Origin of the sequence: Dyella tabacisoli, assembly GCF_003350925.1 — a bacterium.
GTDB classification, from domain to species: Bacteria; Pseudomonadota; Gammaproteobacteria; order Xanthomonadales; family Rhodanobacteraceae; genus Dyella_C; species Dyella_C tabacisoli.
Genome location: NZ_KZ857173.1, coordinates 523,863 through 541,523, shown reverse-complemented (window position 1 = coordinate 541,523; position 17,661 = coordinate 523,863). Strand labels below are relative to the sequence as shown.

Annotated in this window: 10 protein-coding genes; 2 read left to right on the top strand and 8 right to left on the bottom strand. The window is 59.9% G+C overall.

Translation table 11 applies throughout. The features are described from left to right. Window positions 1–212: 212 nt before the first annotated feature. From DVJ77_RS02130 to DVJ77_RS02090, 7 genes are all read right to left on the bottom strand, one after another. Complete coding sequence (locus DVJ77_RS02130; RefSeq protein WP_162791329.1) at window positions 213–644, bottom strand: pentapeptide repeat-containing protein; 432 nt, start codon at window positions 642–644, stop codon at window positions 213–215. 909 nt (window positions 645–1,553) lie between these two features. Continuing rightward, entirely contained in the window at window positions 1,554–5,735 is a 4,182-nt protein-coding gene (locus DVJ77_RS02115; RefSeq protein ID WP_162791328.1) for an RHS repeat-associated core domain-containing protein, read from the bottom strand. A gap of 478 nt (window positions 5,736–6,213) precedes the next feature. Next, window positions 6,214–7,686: an efflux transporter outer membrane subunit gene (locus tag DVJ77_RS02110; protein WP_114843790.1), complete on the bottom strand. Its 1,473-nt coding sequence runs from the start codon at window positions 7,684–7,686 to the stop codon at window positions 6,214–6,216. Next, window positions 7,686–10,886 carry an efflux RND transporter permease subunit gene (locus DVJ77_RS02105; RefSeq protein WP_114843789.1) on the bottom strand — a complete coding sequence of 1,067 codons (3,201 nt, stop codon included), beginning with the start codon at window positions 10,884–10,886 and terminating at the stop codon, window positions 7,686–7,688. Before DVJ77_RS02105 ends, DVJ77_RS02110 begins: the two co-directional genes overlap by 1 nt. Before the next feature lie 60 nt (window positions 10,887–10,946). Next, window positions 10,947–12,146: an efflux RND transporter periplasmic adaptor subunit gene (locus DVJ77_RS02100; RefSeq protein WP_114844201.1), complete on the bottom strand. Its 1,200-nt coding sequence runs from the start codon at window positions 12,144–12,146 to the stop codon at window positions 10,947–10,949. Window positions 12,147–12,416: 270 nt separating this feature from the next. After that, complete coding sequence (locus DVJ77_RS02095) at window positions 12,417–13,799, bottom strand: sensor histidine kinase (protein ID WP_114843788.1); 1,383 nt, start codon at window positions 13,797–13,799, stop codon at window positions 12,417–12,419. Next, the gene (locus DVJ77_RS02090) at window positions 13,792–14,481 is read right to left on the bottom strand and encodes a winged helix-turn-helix domain-containing protein (RefSeq protein WP_114843787.1); all 690 of its coding nucleotides are present in this window, start codon (window positions 14,479–14,481) and stop codon (window positions 13,792–13,794) included. Before DVJ77_RS02090 ends, DVJ77_RS02095 begins: the two co-directional genes overlap by 8 nt. 86 nt (window positions 14,482–14,567) lie before the next feature. Between DVJ77_RS02090 and DVJ77_RS02085 the strand changes: the two genes are divergently transcribed. Further along, window positions 14,568–14,870, top strand: a complete 303-nt coding sequence (locus DVJ77_RS02085; protein WP_114843786.1) for a hypothetical protein — start codon at window positions 14,568–14,570, stop codon at window positions 14,868–14,870. Window position 14,871: 1 nt separating this feature from the next. Further along, window positions 14,872–15,378, top strand: a complete 507-nt coding sequence (locus DVJ77_RS02080) for a transcriptional repressor (protein ID WP_114843785.1) — start codon at window positions 14,872–14,874, stop codon at window positions 15,376–15,378. 235 nt (window positions 15,379–15,613) lie between these two features. Here the strand turns inward: DVJ77_RS02080 and DVJ77_RS02075 are convergent, their stop codons facing one another. Next, a complete protein-coding gene (locus DVJ77_RS02075; RefSeq protein WP_114843784.1) occupies window positions 15,614–17,617 on the bottom strand; it encodes a TonB-dependent receptor domain-containing protein in 2,004 nt (667 codons plus the stop codon). Between the last annotated feature and the right edge of the window lie 44 nt (window positions 17,618–17,661).

Below are 17,661 nucleotides of genomic sequence, written 5' to 3'. Positions count from 1 at the left end.
ATAAAAAGCTGCGAGGCGATGAAGAAATTTGTGCCAATGGCCTACAGACTTTTTATGTAAGCCCGTGGCAGATACGGGCTGTCGCTATCTGGCTTGATGCATTCACGGCACGGCGTCGTAGGTTGGGGTGAGCGCAAGCGAACCCCAACGTCGCGCCATCCGTGCTGCTGGGCATCACTTCGTTCAGCCCAGCCTACTTGCTGCAAGTATGGCTACGAAGCCTTCAGGCTCAAACCCTTGTCATTTGTCGAAAATCCAACGGGAAACTTTGTTGAGTCATCGTAAAGTGCTGACTCAAAAACCACCCCATTAATTTTCGCATTTGAGAAATTCGCTCCACTCAAGTCAACGGCACCACCCATGTTGTCTTTGGAGAAAATGGCGCCACTCAAATCCGCATTGCTAAAGTCGACATCCTGATAATTGCCACCAAGAAATTTGACATTTTTTAATATTGCCCCGCAAAAAGAGGCCCCCATGGCAAGTACTAGGTAGAATTCGCTATCGGTCAAATCTGAATTCAAAAAGTCAGCACCAAACATAGCGACGCCTTCAAACAAAGCGTTGTGCAGGGTGGCCCCTTGAATTTCACAGTCCTGAAGGCTTCCGCCTTGAAACTTTGGTCCACGTACTTCGATATTCATTATTATTCCTACTAGACTGGTCGCGTGGTGGCGAGCCAAGAACATTTGGTCTCGGTGGATATGGGAGCGTCGGGTAGGAAACAGCGTGCCGAAAGATCCTGCCACTGCCCAACCATCGCCATCAAATACTGGAGCGAACGCAAAGGCCGGTTTCCGATCGTTGCTGGCGTCGCTAAAAGCCCATGCAACTGGGACAGCATTAACTGCATGTCGGCCAGGCGTCGCACGTCAGGTTGGCTGCGAGCTTCTTCTTGCCGCATCTCCGAGGAGACCGGACTCTAAGGATTCAACGTAGCTGATCACGTCGTCGGTGCGGCCTTCGGCGCTTCAGCTGAAGCGCAGTTTTTCCACCAAACGTGGCGAGTGGTTGGCTTAGCCACCAAACTGCTTTGGCCCGATCACCGGAGATCGATTGGATAAGAGCGATGACGCGATCAACATCCGGCATAGTCATTGGCATGCACGTTACCCCTCAAAAGGGCGCCAACGATACTTGATCGAAACTAGGCCATCCTGCCTAAACGTGATGTCAACATTCGAGTACGAATTTGGGACCTGGTAACGCCAAGTGTCATACCGATATATCTTTGATACGTAGTCTTTCTCATTGAGCCTGACCCAAAGTCCCTCTTGGGTATCCGCATCTTTCGACACGTTCGGCGCATTGTCTGGAATCGCCTCCAACTCGACGACCCCAATCTTTTTCAACTCGGCCATGGCATCCGCCCGAGACATTCCCTTCTTAAGCCCATCAAACTCCGTTCGGCTGAAGGTCATGCCATAGCCAATTATCGACGTTAGAGCCCACGCGATAGCTGTAACTAGCAAACAAACAGCTAGCCATCTAAAGGGCTTAGCATTTATTGCTTTCATAGCCATACCTATATTCAGTCCTCTTACGCTAGCCGGCTAGTTGCCGTCGTGATAGTGCTGCTGCCAAGCGCCGGGAACATCTGGCAATGTTCCTCCTGCGTTATGAATGATTGTATTTGCGGCGGTATTCGAGTTTGGACCATTTTTCGCATCGTAGTCCTGGCCCGAGTTATAAGAGTCTCCTGCCTGTGTTATTGCGGCATCAAATTGTGGGCTCGTCATGCCCGAGGGTGGTGGTATGTACCAGTTGGACACACCATCCCCACCACTAAAGAAAGCATTACGATCATCAACGGCAGTAGGGGCATTACTCCCCTGTGGGAAAGGAGTTCTATTGCCCGCCAAACTATATTGGCGATCGATGATACGGTTTCCGTTGCAGTCCATGTGCCACACAAAAACGCCGCAGTGAACAGGGCCGGCCCATTTCACGCGCCAGTCATTAATTGGCCTGCAAACGACCATAGTAGAGAGGCCCAGCGGATCGGTCGCGCTCAGTGGGACTCCACCCGTATAGGCGTACGTGCTTGGGCCCGCTACCAATCCCATCGGGTCACTCTGGATATAGCGCCCAGTGGCTGCCTCGTAGTCACGATTGACGTTGTAGTTCAGCGCGCTCTCGGCGTCGTAGTACTGGCCGGGGAAGCGCAGATTAAGCATGTAACCATTGGTCGATGTCGGTGCTAATTCTCCAAACGCATTACCCGCATACGGCCATGACCATATCGTCGTGCCAGCACCGCTGGTCACCGCACGCGGTGTACCCAATCCATCGGCGTGAATGTAGTTCACCGTGCTGGTGGTGCCTGCGGCATCCACCGTAGCGACGGGGATATCCCCCATCCAGATCGTGTCACGGCTACCGGCACCAGCGTATTCGCCAATCAGGTGACTGGCTTCGTCATAAGCGTAACGCTGGATGATCGACGTCGGCACCGCGGCAACTTTCTGCACACGCTGACCAAAGGCGTTGTAGGTATAAGTGCCGACCGTAGCACCGCTGGCCTGCACCACTGTCATGCGGTTGCGGTCGTTATAGCCAAACCCATAAACCTGCCCACCACTCACGCTGGCCGTGGTGTTGCCATTGGCGTCGTAGGTCCGCGCAGCATTGCCGATGCTGCTCAGTTGATGAGTGCCGGCGGCGTAGACATAGTTGCCCGTCGCCAGACTGCCGCCGGCTTTACTCAGGCGATCACCAGTGGGGTTATAGGTGAAGCTCTCGACCGGTGTGCCTGCCACATTAAGGCTGGTGAGGCGATACAGCGGATCGTAGCTGTAGGTCTCTGCCGCCGGGCTGGCACCCTGGGTATTGCCTTCGGCCGTGATGTTGCCCATCGCATCGCGAGCAAAATGCAGATTCAGTGCCGGGCTGGTGAGATCGGTCAACGCGTAGTTCGTATCGTAACTGCGCGTAACCATCTGACCGTTGCCCAGGGTGTAACTGTTGACCGGGCCAAACGGTAGATAAGTGATCGCACTGACTACCGCACTGGCGGTGCTGCTGCCATTGGGGATGACCTGAACATTGGTGAGCTGACCATTGGCGTTGTAGGTGTCACTGATGCCGGTGTTGCTCGGGGTGAGCAGGGTACTCAGACGACCCGCCAAGGTGTAGGTGTACTGGGTGGTGTCGGTGACGTTGCCGATGATTTGCTGTTTCTGGGTGACGTTGCCGCGTGTGTCGTAGCAGAACACGGTGGTGACGCTGCTCTCGACGACGCGGGTGAGTCGACCGAGCGGACGGGAGGCAGTACAGCCGGTGACGCTGTTGGCATCGTCATAGCTGTAGCTCACGTTGAGGGCTGGGGTACTGGCGTAGACGGTGCCGATCAAACGATTGATGGCGTCGTAGCTGGATGCGCTTACGATGCCGCGTGCATCGGTGTGCGTAAGGCGGTTTCCGGCAGCGTCGTAGGTGTCGCTGCTGCTGCCGGTATCCGGGCTTTGCAGCGCCGTGCGATTACCCAGGCCATCGTAGGTATAGGTCGTGGTGAGGCTGCTGGGATCGGTAACGCCGGTGAGTTGATCCCGTGCATCGTAAGCGAAGGTGCTGCTGGTGTTCTGTGTCGCTGTGTCGGTGCCGTTGTAGTTGTCGAGGGCGCTGACCAGACGACTCAGCCCATCGTAGCTTTGCTTGCGCTGCACACCTAAAGCATCGGCGGTATGCACGAGGTTGCCGTTGGCATCGTAGCTGTCGTTGTAGCCGGCGTTGAAGATGGTGCGGTTGAGGGCATCGGTGATCGTGGTGAGCTGACCCAGGGTGTTATAGCTACGCGACAGTGTGCGACGTACGGTGCCGGTGCTGTCGTAGGTGTCTTCCTTGGTTTTGTTGCCGGCGGCATCCAGCGTGTAGTGGATGCGGTTGCCCAAGGCATCGGTGATGTCGGTGAGGCGATGGGCGGGGTCGTAGGTGTAGCTGACGAAGACGCCATCGGGGTCGGTGACCTTGGTGACGTTGCCGGTGGCATCGTAATCAAGGGTGGTCGTCGCACCATCGGTACTACGGGTCTTGAGCCAGCCGCGTGGGGTGTAGGTGAGCACGGTGCTGACGCCATTGGCATCGGTCATGCCAGTGACACGACCGGCGCCGTCGTAGGCCGTATAGGTGGTGGTGTGCCCGAGGGCGTCGGTGACCGATTTCAGATCGCCGTGCTGCGCCGTGGCGCCGTCGGTCAAGTAATAGCTGTAGGTGGTGATGTCCGACACATCGGTGCGCGGACCGTCCACCGATAGCCGCAAGCCTACCACCGGACAGACGGTGGTATCGACGGTGTCGCAATAGGTATAGGTCCAGCGGCGCACACCGGTGGGCGGTGTGCTACTGCCGCAGATGTAGCTAAGTGCGCCAGTATTGGCTGCGTCGTAGTCGCACTTCGCCAGGATTTGGCCGCGTGCGTTGTACGTCCAGTCTGTTTTGCTGACGAGATCGTAGTTGTAGTTGAGAACACGGCGCTCTGTTGGGACATGAAACGTATCATTCCAGTCGGTATGCACCGCCCGTGGGGTAGCACCGCCGTAGCCATCAATACGACTGACCAGCATGCCATCCAAATCATATTCATAGCGGCTGACGTTGCCGTTGAAGTCGGTGGCCTGCGTTATCTGCCCCCTGAAATCCACGGTCCAGGCGCTTTCCTTGCCGCACGACTGACACGTGCCGCCCATCGAGGTGGCATGTGTGACTCCGGCCACGGTGGTGAACCCGTGATGGATCGAAGCACCGAGCGGGTCCACCACATCGGCCGAGCCGTCGCCGTTGTAGCTCAGCGTGTAAGCGGCCACACCTCCGGCCAACTGATTGCTGATGGCTTGCCCGGCAGCGTTATAGCGGTAGCTGACATAGCGTGTGCCGGTTTCGTCCAGCAGGCCGGTCAGCAACGCCGGCACGGTGGCGCCGCCGCTGTTGGCCGGTTCGTTATACAAATAAGTGCGCGCCTTACCGTCGGGGAAGGTCACGGTTTGCAGGTTGCCGAGCGTATCGTAGGCATAGCGATAAAGCTGTCCGTCCGGCGCCTGGACCTGGGTTATCCGGCCCGTGTTGTCGTAGGCGAACTGGAGAGTGCGGTTGAACGGGTCGCTGACGGTGAGCAGGTAGCCGGCGCCTGGCGCCTGGCTGCTGGACGTGGTGCTGTAGCTGAGGGTGAGGTTGAACCCATCCGGTCCCTGGATGCCCACCAGATGTCCGCTGCCGTCATAGAGTTCAGTGCTACGGGTGGCGACCCGCGAAAGGCTCCAACCGGTCGGTTGACCGTTGGCGTCGACCTGTTCGGTCAGCGCGTCGTGTACATCGATCTCACCCGCCCACACACCGTTCATCAAGGTATAGATATTGACACGGCCGTCTTCGCGGGTGACCGCCACCACGGCCGTCCCCGGCGAGCCGCCTGGGGCATAGGCCAAAGACCGGGCATACGTATGCAACCAATGCAGACCGAGCACGCCGTTGCCGGCGTAGGCGCTGGCGCTGCTGTTGTAATAGCGCGTAAAGGTCAGCAATTGACCGGCGGTGATGTCCTCCTCGCGACGAAACACATTGCCGTTGCCAGCATTGATGGGATCAGCGACGCCGCTATTGCAGCTGGGGCAACCGTTGCCCTTGGCCGGCGACGGTGTCGTGCCGCCCACACGGCAGGCGAACATGACTTCCCCATAGGGGTCCATCAGAGTGGTGCCGTTGAGCAGCGTCCAAGCAACATAACCCTGGACGTAAGGCACATGAATCCAAGTGCTGATACTCGTATCGTGGCAGCCTTGCACTACCTTGTAATTCTTCCTGTAGAACGCTTCGTTCACCGGATCGTGACACGCAGTCCAAGCCTCAGCGTAGGTAGGACTACCACTCTGACACCAACCGCTATCTGCCATCGCAAACGTGGCATGCAGCGCCGAACAGAGAAACAGCGCAAATAACAGTCCACATTGCATCCACTGACGTATGAGACTCGTCGTACTGCCTTTGGTCACGTACGCGCCACTACCACTCTGCCGAGCCGGCAGCGTGTGTCCAACGATTTCCATGCATATCCCCGAAGTGCGCAACCCGCGCATAGCGTCCATTGAATGCGCTCACCAAAACCGCGAGCCCCTGATGAGCCGCTTTATAGCAGAGACGCGTGTCCACCAGCCAAGTGATTCTTCATCACGCGGAAGTGCAAGCCCTGCTACTTACACCATGAAAGGTGTATCGGCCGTACTACGGGCTGGATGCCGCCGCATCACCCGCCTGCCACCCCCCACCCAGCGCCTGAATCAACGCCGCCGTATCGCTATAACGCGCGGCCTGCGCTTGAATGCGAGCTATCCGCGCCTGCTGGTAGGCCTGTTCGGCGGTCAACAGCGAGAGGCCGTTGACGAAACCGAGGTCGAGCTGTTGCCGAGTCAGCTCCCAGGTTTTCTTTGCCGATGTTTCTGCCTGCGTGGCGGCGGTCAGGGTGCGGGCGTCGGCGTCGAGGGCGTATAGCGTGTCGGCGACATTTTGAAATGCGGTCAGCACGACGCCTCGATATTGCGCAGCGGATTGTTCCAGTGCTGCCTCAGCGGCGCGTTGACGATGTTTGAGGGTGCCGAAGTCGAACAGGGTTTGTGTGAGGTTGCCGGTGAGGCCCCAGAACGTATTGCCTTCTTCGAACATTTTGCTGAAGCGGGTCGAGCTGCCGCCGTAGTTGCCGGAGATCGAGAATTGCGGCAATCGATTGGCCAGGGCGATGCCGACTTGCGCGCTTGCTGCGTGCACTTGTGCCTCGGCGGCGCGCACGTCGGGGCGTTGCTCTACCAGTTGCGAGGGCAGGCTTAGCGGCAAGGCTTGCGGCAAGGTGAAGCTGGTCAGATCGAAGTCGTCGTTGCTGCCTTGTGCGGGTGGATTGCCCGCGAGCACAGCGAGCAAGTTGCGGGTTTGTTCGAGTTGCTTCTGCAGTGCAGGCAGGTTTTGTTGTGCTTGTGCCAGTGCGGTCTCTTGCGCTGCTACGTCGAGCCCGGAGGCGCCGCCGAGCGCGGCTTGCTGATGCAGGATCACCAGTGAACGCGTATTGGTGGCGATGATGTCTTGCGTGGCGTCGATCTGCGCGCGTAGCGCCGACTCTTGAATAGCCGCCGCAACCACATTGGAGGCCAGCGTCAGATAAGCCGCTTCGAGTTGAAACCGCTGCGTGTCGGCCTGCGCTTGCAATGATTCGACAGTGCGTCGATTCAGCCCGAACACGTCAGGCGCGTAAGCGATATTGAGCTGGGCTGTGTGCAGCGTATACATCGCCGCGCCGGAGGTCAGCGTGGGTGAAATGGTGTCTACCGCATTCTTTTGCCGGCTTGGTGAATAACCGAGCTGTACGGACGGCAGATAGGCGCCATGTTGAGCGATGACGTTTTCCTGCGCTTGGCGCAGCGCGGCCTGCGCACTCTGAATATTCGGATTGTGTTCAAAGGCGCGTTGCACCAGGGCATTCAAGGCAGGTGAGCCGAAGACGCTCCACCAGGTGCGGCTGATCTTGGCGTTGGGGTCGAGGTGCTGCTCGTCATGCGTGCCAGTGGCATGGCCGATGGTGGTTGGCAGCGGCGCGCGGGTATAGCGATCGGGCTGCGCCAACTCGGGCCGGTGATAGTCCGGGCCTACCGCACAGCCGGTGCATAGCGCGGCGATCAGGGCTGCGCTGATAACGCGTAGGTTGGTCATTACAGGCCTCCCGTTTCGGCTGGCTTTTTCGCTCGCCGTTGCTTGCGGCCTTGCGACCACTCGACCACCAGCACCTGTAGAGCAGGAGCGACGACGAGCAGCATGATCGGACCAAGCAACATGCCGCCAACGACGACAGTCGCCAGCGGTCGTTGCACCTGACTGCCGATGCCGGTGGATAGCGCTGCCGGCAGCAGGCCGATGCAGGCCGATAGCGCGGTCATCAGCATCGGTCGCATGCGTTGCTCGGCGGCGTGATACATCGCCTCCAGCGGTGTCTTGCCTTCGAATACCAGGTGGTTGAAGTAAGTGATGACCAGGATGCCGTTCATTACCGAGACGCCGAATAGCGACACAAAGCCGATGGCCGCCGAGACGCTCATATTCAAGCCGGACAGGTACAGGGCGATGATGCCGCCGGCGATGGAGAACGGAATCGCCGCCAAGGTCAGCAAACTGTCGCGGAACGAGTTGAACAAGGTGAAGAGCAGGGCGAGGATCAAGCCGACCGCAATCGGCAGCACGACCATCAGGCGATGTTTGGCCTGTTCCAGATCCTCGAACTCGCCGGCCCAGACAATGTGGTAACCGGTGGGCAGGTTGACGTGTTCGGTAATGCGTTGCTGTGCTTCTGCTACCGTGCCGCCCAGGTCGCGGCCGCGCACGCTGAACTTCACCGGGATAAAGCGCTCGTTGCGCTCGTGATAAATATACGAGGCGCCGGTATCGAGCGAGATGGTTGCCAGTTCGCGCAGCGGGATATAAGCAGTGGCGCCGCTGGGTGTGGCGAAACCGACCTTGATGCGGCCGATCGACTCCAGGCTGGAGCGATATTCCGGCGCGAGTCGTACGACGAGTGAAAACTGTTTGTCGCCTTCGAGCACGGTGGTCGCGGTGGTACCGCCTGCCGCCGCTTGCACCACGCTGTTGATATCGCCGGTATTGAGCCCGTATCGCGCGGCCTTGGCGCGGTCGATGGTGATATTGAGATTGGGCTGGCCGAGCACGCGGAACACACCGAGGTCTTCCACGCCTTTTACTTGCCGCATCTCGTGCAGCACCTGGTCGGCCAGTTTTTCCAGCACCGGCAGTTCGGGGCCGATGATCTTGACCGAGTTGGCGCCTTTCACACCGGACAAGCCTTCTTCGATGTTGTCCTGAATGTATTGCGAAAAGTTGAATTCAACGCCGGGGAATTCGTTGGCGAATTCCTGTTGCAGGCCGCTGACCAGTTGCTCCTTGGTGTGCCCGCTAGGCCAGTCGCTTTGCGATTTCAGCGGCACAAACAGCTCGACGTTATAAAAGCCCGAGGCATCGCTGCCATCGTCGGGGCGGCCATGCTGGGATACCACGGTGATGACTTCCGGGTGCGCCTTGACGATCTGGCGCATGCGGTTGACCTTGTCCATGCCCGCTTCCAGCGAGATGGTGGTGGGCATGGTGGCGCGAATCCATAGATTGCCTTCCTCCAGCGCCGGCAGAAACTCGGTGCCGATGCGCGGTAGCAACAAGCCGGCCAGCAATAGAAAGCCCAGGCCCAGCATCACGGTGGTCTTGCGCCTGCTTAAAGCCCAATGCAGCACCGGCGAATAGACACGGCGAATCGCGCGCACGAATAGCGTTTCGGTTTCCTTGACGTGCTTGGGCAGCAGTAGCGAGGCCAGTACCGGGGTGACGGTGAAGGTGGCGATCAAGGCACCGGTCAGCGCATAGGCGTAGGTGCGCGCCATCGGATTGAAGATCTGCCCTTCGACGCCTTGCATGGTGAACAGCGGGATAAAGGCGGCGACGGTAATCGCCGATGAAAACAGCACCGCGCGATCGACCTGGATAGCGCTGATAAACAGCAAGCGCAACCGTTCGGTCCAGCCATGCCCGGCGTGTCCGCGCGTATACATGGCGAAATTGCTTTGCGCTTGTTCGTGTAGCAGCTCTTGTCGTTCGGCGGCGTTTTTCTGGAAATTGCGAAAGATGTTTTCGATCAGGATCACCGCCGAGTCGACGATGATGCCGAAGTCCACCGCGCCGACCGAAAGCAGGTTGGCCGAGTCGCCAAGCATGACCAGGATGATGATGCTGAAGAACAGCGCCACCGGAATATTCGCGCTGACGATGATCGCGCTGCGCAGGTCGCCTAGAAAAATCCACTGAATAAGAAACACCAGCAGACAACCGAAAATCAGGTTATGCAGCACGGTGTGCGTGGTGACTTCGACCAGGCTGGAGCGGTCGTAGATCGGCGCGACTTTTACGCCTGGGGGCAGGGTGCCGTCGGAGCTCAGTTTGTCGATTTCGGCCTTGACGCGGGTGACCACCTCGTTGGTCTGCATGGTGCGGTTCATCACCACGATGCCGGTCACGACATCGTCTTGATCGTCGCGGCCTGCCTTGCCCAAACGCGGCACCGAGCCGACCGATACTTTCGCGACATCGCTGACCAGCACCGGCGTGCCGTTGGATTGCGACAGCACGATATGGCCGATGTCATCGGTGCCTTTAATCAAGCCTATGCCGCGGATGTTGACTGACTGCTGGCCGATATTGATCGTGCGTCCGCCAACGTTGCTGTTGGCATTGCCCAGCGCATTAATCAGTTGGGGCAGGGTCACGTTATAGCCTTCCAGCTTATGCAGGTCGGCATCGACGTTGTACGCCTTGGTCGTGCCGCCCCAGGTCACGACCTGGCTGATGCCGGGCACCGACAACAAGCGACGTGTGACGACCCAGTCCTGCAGGGTGCGCAATCCAGTCAACCCATAGTGCGGTGGTCCGACTAATTGGTAGCGGTAGATTTCGCCGACCAGGCTGGACGCCTGAATCTGTGGCTGGACGCTGTTCGGCAGGCTGGCGTTCTGCTGCAGATTGAGCGCCGCCTGGGTGTAGGCGAAGTAGTAGTCGGTGCCGTACTTGAAGGTGACTCGGACAAACGACAAGCCATAGAACGAGGTCGAGCGAATGTTCTCGACGCCGGGCGTGGTCGCCAGCGCCAATTCCATCGGACGGGTATAGCTGCGTTCCATTTCCTCGGCGGAAAGGCCGGGCGCTTGTGCGGTGATTTCCAGAATCACCGGCGCCGGGTTGGGATACGCCTCGATATTGAGCTTGGCATAGGCCACCAGCCCGGCAACGACAAAGGCCGCCAAGGCCATGATGACGATGGCGCGCCGGGTCAGTGCGAACGCAATAATGCCTCGGAGCACGGTCTGGCCTTCTTTCTTATAAGGTGCGGAGCTGGTGGGGGCGAGCTGTGGAGCGCGGCGCTATTTCGACTGCAAGGCCAGTGCGTTGCTGAGAAACAGCGCACCGTCGCCGGCCACGCGCTCATTGGCCGATAGCCCCTCCAGAATCTGGTTGAGTCCGTCCTGCTGCTGACCCAGCTTGATCGGGCGGCGCATGAAATGGCGACCGTCCTGGGTGGTGAATACGGTCATCGTGCCATCGCCTTCGCGCACTACCGCATCGACCGGCACGGCGACCGAATGCGTGGGCTCGCCGGTGCGAATCTGAAAGCTGGCGAGCATCTGCGGGCGCAGTTCGTGGTGCGGGTCGCGGATCTCCGATCGCACGGCGATGTGATGGGTGCTGGGGTCGATCGCGCTGCCAATGGTGCCGACGACCCCTTGCAGTTTGCGCCCAGGTAGCGCATCGACCGTCACCGATACTTGCTGGCCGGTCTGTAATAAGGCGACATCCGTTTCGGCCACGTTCGCAATCATCCATAGCGTGGATACATCGGCCACGGTGAACGGTGCGGGTGCATTGCCCGGCTGCACGAGTACGCCTGGCGCCACATTGCGCGCGGTGACCAAGCCGGCATAGGGGCTGACGATGTGCAGCTCGCCGTCGATCTTGCGGCTGGCGGCGATGTGATCCATCTCGACATCGGACTTGCCAAAGATGCGCAAGGCATCGCGCGCGGCCTTATAGCCGGCCTCGGCGCTTTGCTGATCGGAGCTGGCCTGATCCACGTCCTTCTGCGCGCTGGCCTGGATCTCCAGCATTTTGCGGGCGCGGTCCAGCGTCTTGCTGGTCAATGCGCGGGTCGCGGCGGTGGCGATCAAAGTCGACTCGGCCTGGACCAGGTCCGGGCTATCGACCGTGAACAGCAATTGGCCTTTGGCGACGTTATCGCCTGTCTTGGCAAGTACCTGCCGCACGCGCCCCTGGTACGGCGAAAACACCTGGGTCAGTCGATCTTGATTGAAGTCGATATAGCCGACCGCGTCACGGCGTGAATCGAAGTCGTGCATGCGCGCGGGAACGACGCTGACGTGCTTGGCCTGCTGGTCGGTGATGGTTACCGTGTCTTGCGCGGGGCCTGTGTCTGCCTTGGCGTCAGTCGACGCATCGACATTATGGTGAGCGAGCGAGGTATAGCCGACGTAGCTACCTAGCGCGACGACCAGCACGATTGCGCCGATCTTCCATCGTTGGGTAGTCGATTTGCGTGAAGCTCGCATGCGCTTTCTCTGCTCGAACGGTGCGTCGCAGATCGATGGGCTATCGCTGCTGACCATACGCACACGCCTACGGCGGCCACCTTAACCAGCGTGGTGGCCGAGCCATAGTTACGGTTTGGAAAGGTAGTGTCTGCGCATAGCGCGTAACGCGTAGGTTGGGGTGAGCAAAGCGAACCCCAACGTTGCGCAACGTTGGGTATCACTGCGTTCAACCCAACCTACGTGAGCGTATGCGAACCCCAATATTCGCCGCGTTGGGGTTCGCTTTGCTCACCCCAACCTACATGCCGGTAATGCGATGGTGACGCGGAGTCCGGGGTGTGCGTTTTCCAGGGTCAGGCGGCCGCGATGCAACGCCACCGAGGCTGCCACGATCGATAGGCCCAGGCCGTTGCCGCGCAGGCTGCGGCTGGTATCGGCGCGAAAGAAGCGTTCGGTGGCGCGTTCGAGCGCATCGGCCGGTATGCCGGGGCCATAGTCGCGTACCACGATGCGGGCTTCAGGCGGTCTGCCTTGCGCCGGGTCGCACTCGATCCGCACCTGCACCTGTGCGCCATGGCCGGCATATTTCAAGGCGTTGTCGAGCAGGTTGGCCAGCACCCCGGCGATCAGGTCGCGATCGGCATTGACCACTGGCTCGCCCTCCACCAGCAGACTGAGTGCCACACCCTGGTTTTCGGCGGCGGGCTGGTAAAGCTCGACGAGGTCACTGGCCACCTCGCGCAGCGGCAATTGGTCGAAAGGCTGCCGGCGCACACCGGATTCGGCTTCGGCGATTTGCAGCAGTTTGTCGAACACCACGATCAGCGCGTCGATCTCGTCGATGGCGTATTGCGCGCTATACGGCAGTTTGTCCGCCGGATGATGCGGGCGCAGTGCGTCCTCCAGCGAGCCACGGATACGCCCCAACGGCGTGCGCAGGTCGTGCGCAATGGCATTGGAGACATCGCGCGCGGTATCCATCAGCCGCTCGATCTCTTCAAGCATGATGTTGACGTCGTGGGCGACGATGGCGAATTCGTCTTGCGACTTGCCTACTTCGATACGCCGGTCGAGGTGGCCGGCGGCGATTTCGGTAGTCGTGCGATGGATCGCCATGAGCTGCTTCTGCAATTGCGCACGAAACAGCCATGCGCCGGCGGCGGCCAGTACCAAGGCCATCACACCGCCCAGACTCAGCGCAACCAGCACCATGCGTTCCAGGTCGTGTTGGTCTTGCAAGTCGCGCCCGACGACCAGGGTGGTGCCATCTTGAAAGCGATAGCTGAGCAAGCGGCTGATCGAGTCGCGTCCCAATCGTTTGACTTGCTGCTTGACCAATTGGTCGTTGGCGGTGGGGAGCGTTGGCCAGGCGGTGAGGTTGCCGGCGATCTTGCGTCCGCTGGGGTCGATCAGCAGGTAAACCTCGGTATCGACATCCTGATTGTCGGTCAGCAAGGCATGGATATCGCGTTCAAGCGCTTGGGGCCCCTCCTGCTGACGAACCTGGATGAGGTGGCGCGATATCGAGGTTAGCTGTTTGTCGATATTGCGGGCCAGCAAGCCGGCGGTGCCGACATAAAAAACGGTGGAAATCAGCGCGACCGAAATCAACAGCAGCAGGCCGTAACCGGCGGTCATGCGAAATACGACGGAATGACGGAAGCTAGCCATGATCGGCCGGCGCCTGAATGGTGTAGCCAACGCCGCGCACGGTGTGGATCAGCGCGACCGAGAAATCTTTGTCGATCTTGTTGCGCAGGCGACTCATCTGCACGTCGATCACATTGGTTTCTGGATCGAAATGGTAGCCCCACACCGCCGACAGCAACATTTTGCGCGAGACCACTTCGCCTTGATGGCGAACCAGATATTCCAGCAACAGGTATTCCCGTGGCTGCAGCACGATCGGCTTGTTGTCGCGAAATACCCGGCGAGTGCGTGGATCGAGGCGCAAATCCGCCACCGACATCAGCGCAGGTTCGTCGCGCTGGCTGGCACGCCGGATCAGTGCTTCGATCCGAACCATCAATTCGTCGAAGGCAAAGGGCTTGGTCAGGTAATCATCGCCGCCGGCACGCAGGCCGCGGATGCGTTCGTCGAGGCTGCTCAGCGCACTCAAGATAAGTACCGGGGTGCGGTCATCGCGCGACCGCAAGGCCGCGAGAATATCGAGGCCGTCGATATCGCCCGGAAGCATGCGATCCAGCACGATGACATCCCACGAGCCTTCGCTCGCATGGCCCAAACCGGTTTTACCGTCATGACACATGGTTACCGCGCAGCCCGACTGTTGCAGGCCATCGTGGATGAGCTGCGCGGTGGGTTTGTCGTCTTCAATCAGCAGGCAGCGCACGGGTACTCCTGAAAAAAAAGATCCGGCAACGCTGAATAGGCTCTTGGGTGCATCATGGCCGCCATCGTAACGACAGTAGGGCTTGCGTGGACGAGTTGTTGAACAAGGCGATGAACGGTGTCGATCCCGACGCGCCGGGAGCTTTCTGGCAAGTGTTTCTCAATCTTATGGGCATCGTGCCTTGGGGCGCGCTGTTCTGGTGGAGCGTCGGCTTTGTGGTGGTAGGCGCCGCGCTGGGCTGGTGGCGCGGGCGTTTGCTCGAAGGTGTGGTTTGGGCCGCGCTGCTGGGGCCGATCGGCTGGTTTGTGGTGCTGGCGCGACCACGGACAAAGCCGGGGGCTGGCCCGCCGCCGTTACCTCCAAAGACTAGCTCCAAGCGACCGGTGTAGTATGTCGCGCGAGGTGAAAGCATTGAGCCAGAACGCAACCAGTAAACCGCATTCCCATCATCACCACCACGACGACGCCAAGGGCTTCGTGCAGGCGGTGGAGCATGCCAGCGAAGCGCGCGGCCTGCGTCTGACCCCGCTGCGCAAAGAAGTGCTAGAACTCGTCGCTGCGGCCGGCAAGCCGGTGAAGGCCTATGACTTGCTCGATCAGCTACGTGATCGACATGGCAATGCGGCCCCGCCGACGGTTTATCGCGCGCTCGACTTTCTGCTTGAGCATGGCTTTATCCACAAGCTCGAATCCATCAATGCCTTCGTCTCCTGCCATCACCCGGCCGAGGCGCATCAGGTGCCGTTTTTGATCTGCGATGTCTGCTCCAGCGCGCAAGAGGTTTGTGACGAGCGCGTGGCTGAGTTGATCGAGGCACAGGCCAAGGCGCTGGGTTTTCGCCCGCAGGCGCAGACGCTGGAAGTACACGGCATATGCAAGCAATGTCGTAAGGATTGAGGGGAGGGGTAGGGTAGGGAGCAGGGAACGGAGGTAGAGCAGGGAACGGGGAATAGGGAACGGGGAACATGCAGCTTGAGTGGTGGCTGTGATGTTGCGTTCTTTTTTGATTTTTCTTTGTTTTTGCTCTTGCTTTTTTGCTTCTGCTTTTTAGGCTCTTCCCCGTTCCCCGTTCCCCGTTCCCCGTTCCCCGTTCCCCGTTCCCCGTTCCCCGTTCCCCGTTCCCCGTTCTAACTCAAAAGAACGCCCGCACGCCGACCGAGACATTGCGGCCTGGCTGTAGCACCTGATCCTTGAATAGCGATGTAGCCAGCCGCGCTTTGCGGTTGGTCAGGTTGTTGCCGTCCAGAAATGCTTCCCATTGACTGTGTTGGCCGTTGTAGAAAGTCCATGCGGCATGCGCGTTGACGAGGGTGTAGCCGGCGGTGCGGGTTTCAAAGGCGGCGGTGTTGTTTTGCGCGAAGTACTGCACGGCTCCGATGCTGGCGCGAAGGTCGTTGCGGCTCCAGTTGAGTTGCGCGCCGAGACGGCCTGCCGGGATACGCGGCAGGTTGCCGCCGCCGCGAGCAAGCGTGGCGCGCACGGTATCGCCGTAAATACGCAGATTCCATGCTTTGGTCAGATGCACGGTGGCTTCGGCCTCCCAGCCACGGAAGGTGGCATTGCGTTGCGACCATTGGCGCACCGGCATGCCATCTTCTGCTTCACCGGTGTCGGCCAGATAGATGAAGTCGTGGTAGCGGTTGTAATAGGTGCCGACTTTGCCTTCGACGACATCGCCGTGATAGTGCAGGGCCAGTTCCGCCTGGTTGGCGCGCTCTTTCTTCAACTCGGGGTTGCCTATCTCGAACGAGTTGGAGGCCGCATGCGGGCCGTGCGAGAACAACTCTTCTTCGGCCGGCGCGCGTTCGGCATGATCCAGATTGATGCTTGCATGCCACGACTCGGCGAAGCGCCAGGCTAATCCACTGGAGAAGCTCGATGGGGTGAACGTGCGGCGCGGGCTGTTTTCCGGCGTAGCGGTTTGGCGATCGGTGCGCGCGCCGAGTTCCAGTTTGATCGGGCCGAACTCACGTTGCTCGGTGATAAATACTCCCCAGCCGCGTGTCGTGGTGGCCGGCACAAAGGTTTCCGCACCGACAGCGGCGAAGTTGCGTTGGACATACTGCGCGCCGAAGGCGCCTTCCCAGCCGGCGATGGGTTGATGGGTAAGCACCAAGCGGCCCTCATTGGCCTTGTTGGTGAAAGTGGTGCTGGGTGTGCTGCCTTCGAACTCCACGTGCTGATAGTCGGTATGGCCGAAGCTCACTTCCGCTTTGGCGATACCGGGTAGTGGCCGGTTGAATCCGCCTTTGATGTCATAGCGGGTCTGCGCCAGCTTGATGTGCACCGGCGCTTCGTCATGCTCATGCCCTGGGTGGGCCGCATGCCCCGGTTCGGCCGGGCTGCCGTATTGGTTTAGATAACGCGAGATCGACAGGCCGGCATAACCCCAGTCGCCCAGCAGCGACGCGCCAAGCGCGCCGGAGGTGGTTTTTACCTGGCTATTGGCCTGGCTGCCGCCGGGGATGTCGTAATTGCCGTCGTCGCGGCGCATGCCATCCACGTGCATTGCAAACTGCTGGTTGCCGGCATCGGCGCGGAACACGCCGGTCTTGCCCTGGGTGCCGCTGTCGTAGCGCCCTTCGGCGCGGCCACTGAATCCGTTCGCCGGCGCGGTCATCGGGATACGGCCATCGACAACGTTCACTACCCCGCCAATGGCGCCGGAGCCGTAGAGCAGGGTGGAGGGGCCTTTGAGTACTTCGATCTGGTCGGCCAGAAAGGGCTCGACCGCGGTGGCGTGGTCCTGGCTGATGCTGGAGACGTCTTGCGCGCCCAGGCCGTTTTCGAGCACGGCGATGCGTGGGCCGTCCAGGCCACGGATGACCGGGCGGCCGACGGCTTTGCCCAGGCCGGTGGTTTGTACGCCGGGAATGGTCGATACCGTCTCACCCAGCGTGCCGGCCTTGGCCTCGTCCAATGGCGCGCCGGCCAGTACGGCGATCGGCGCCACGATCTGGTCCGCCTGTTGGCCGAGCGGTACGGCCGTTACCGTGATGGTGCCAAGATCCTTGGCTTTGCGGCCTTGCTTGTCGGCGGGTATTTCAGTGTCGGCATCGTTATCCGCTGCGTATAGCGGTAAGGCGCCGCCGCTGAGGCCGGCGGTCAGGGCGAGGGCAATGACGGTTCTACGCACGGGTGAATCTCCTTGCTGACGTTCGTTACGTTATAATGTAACAT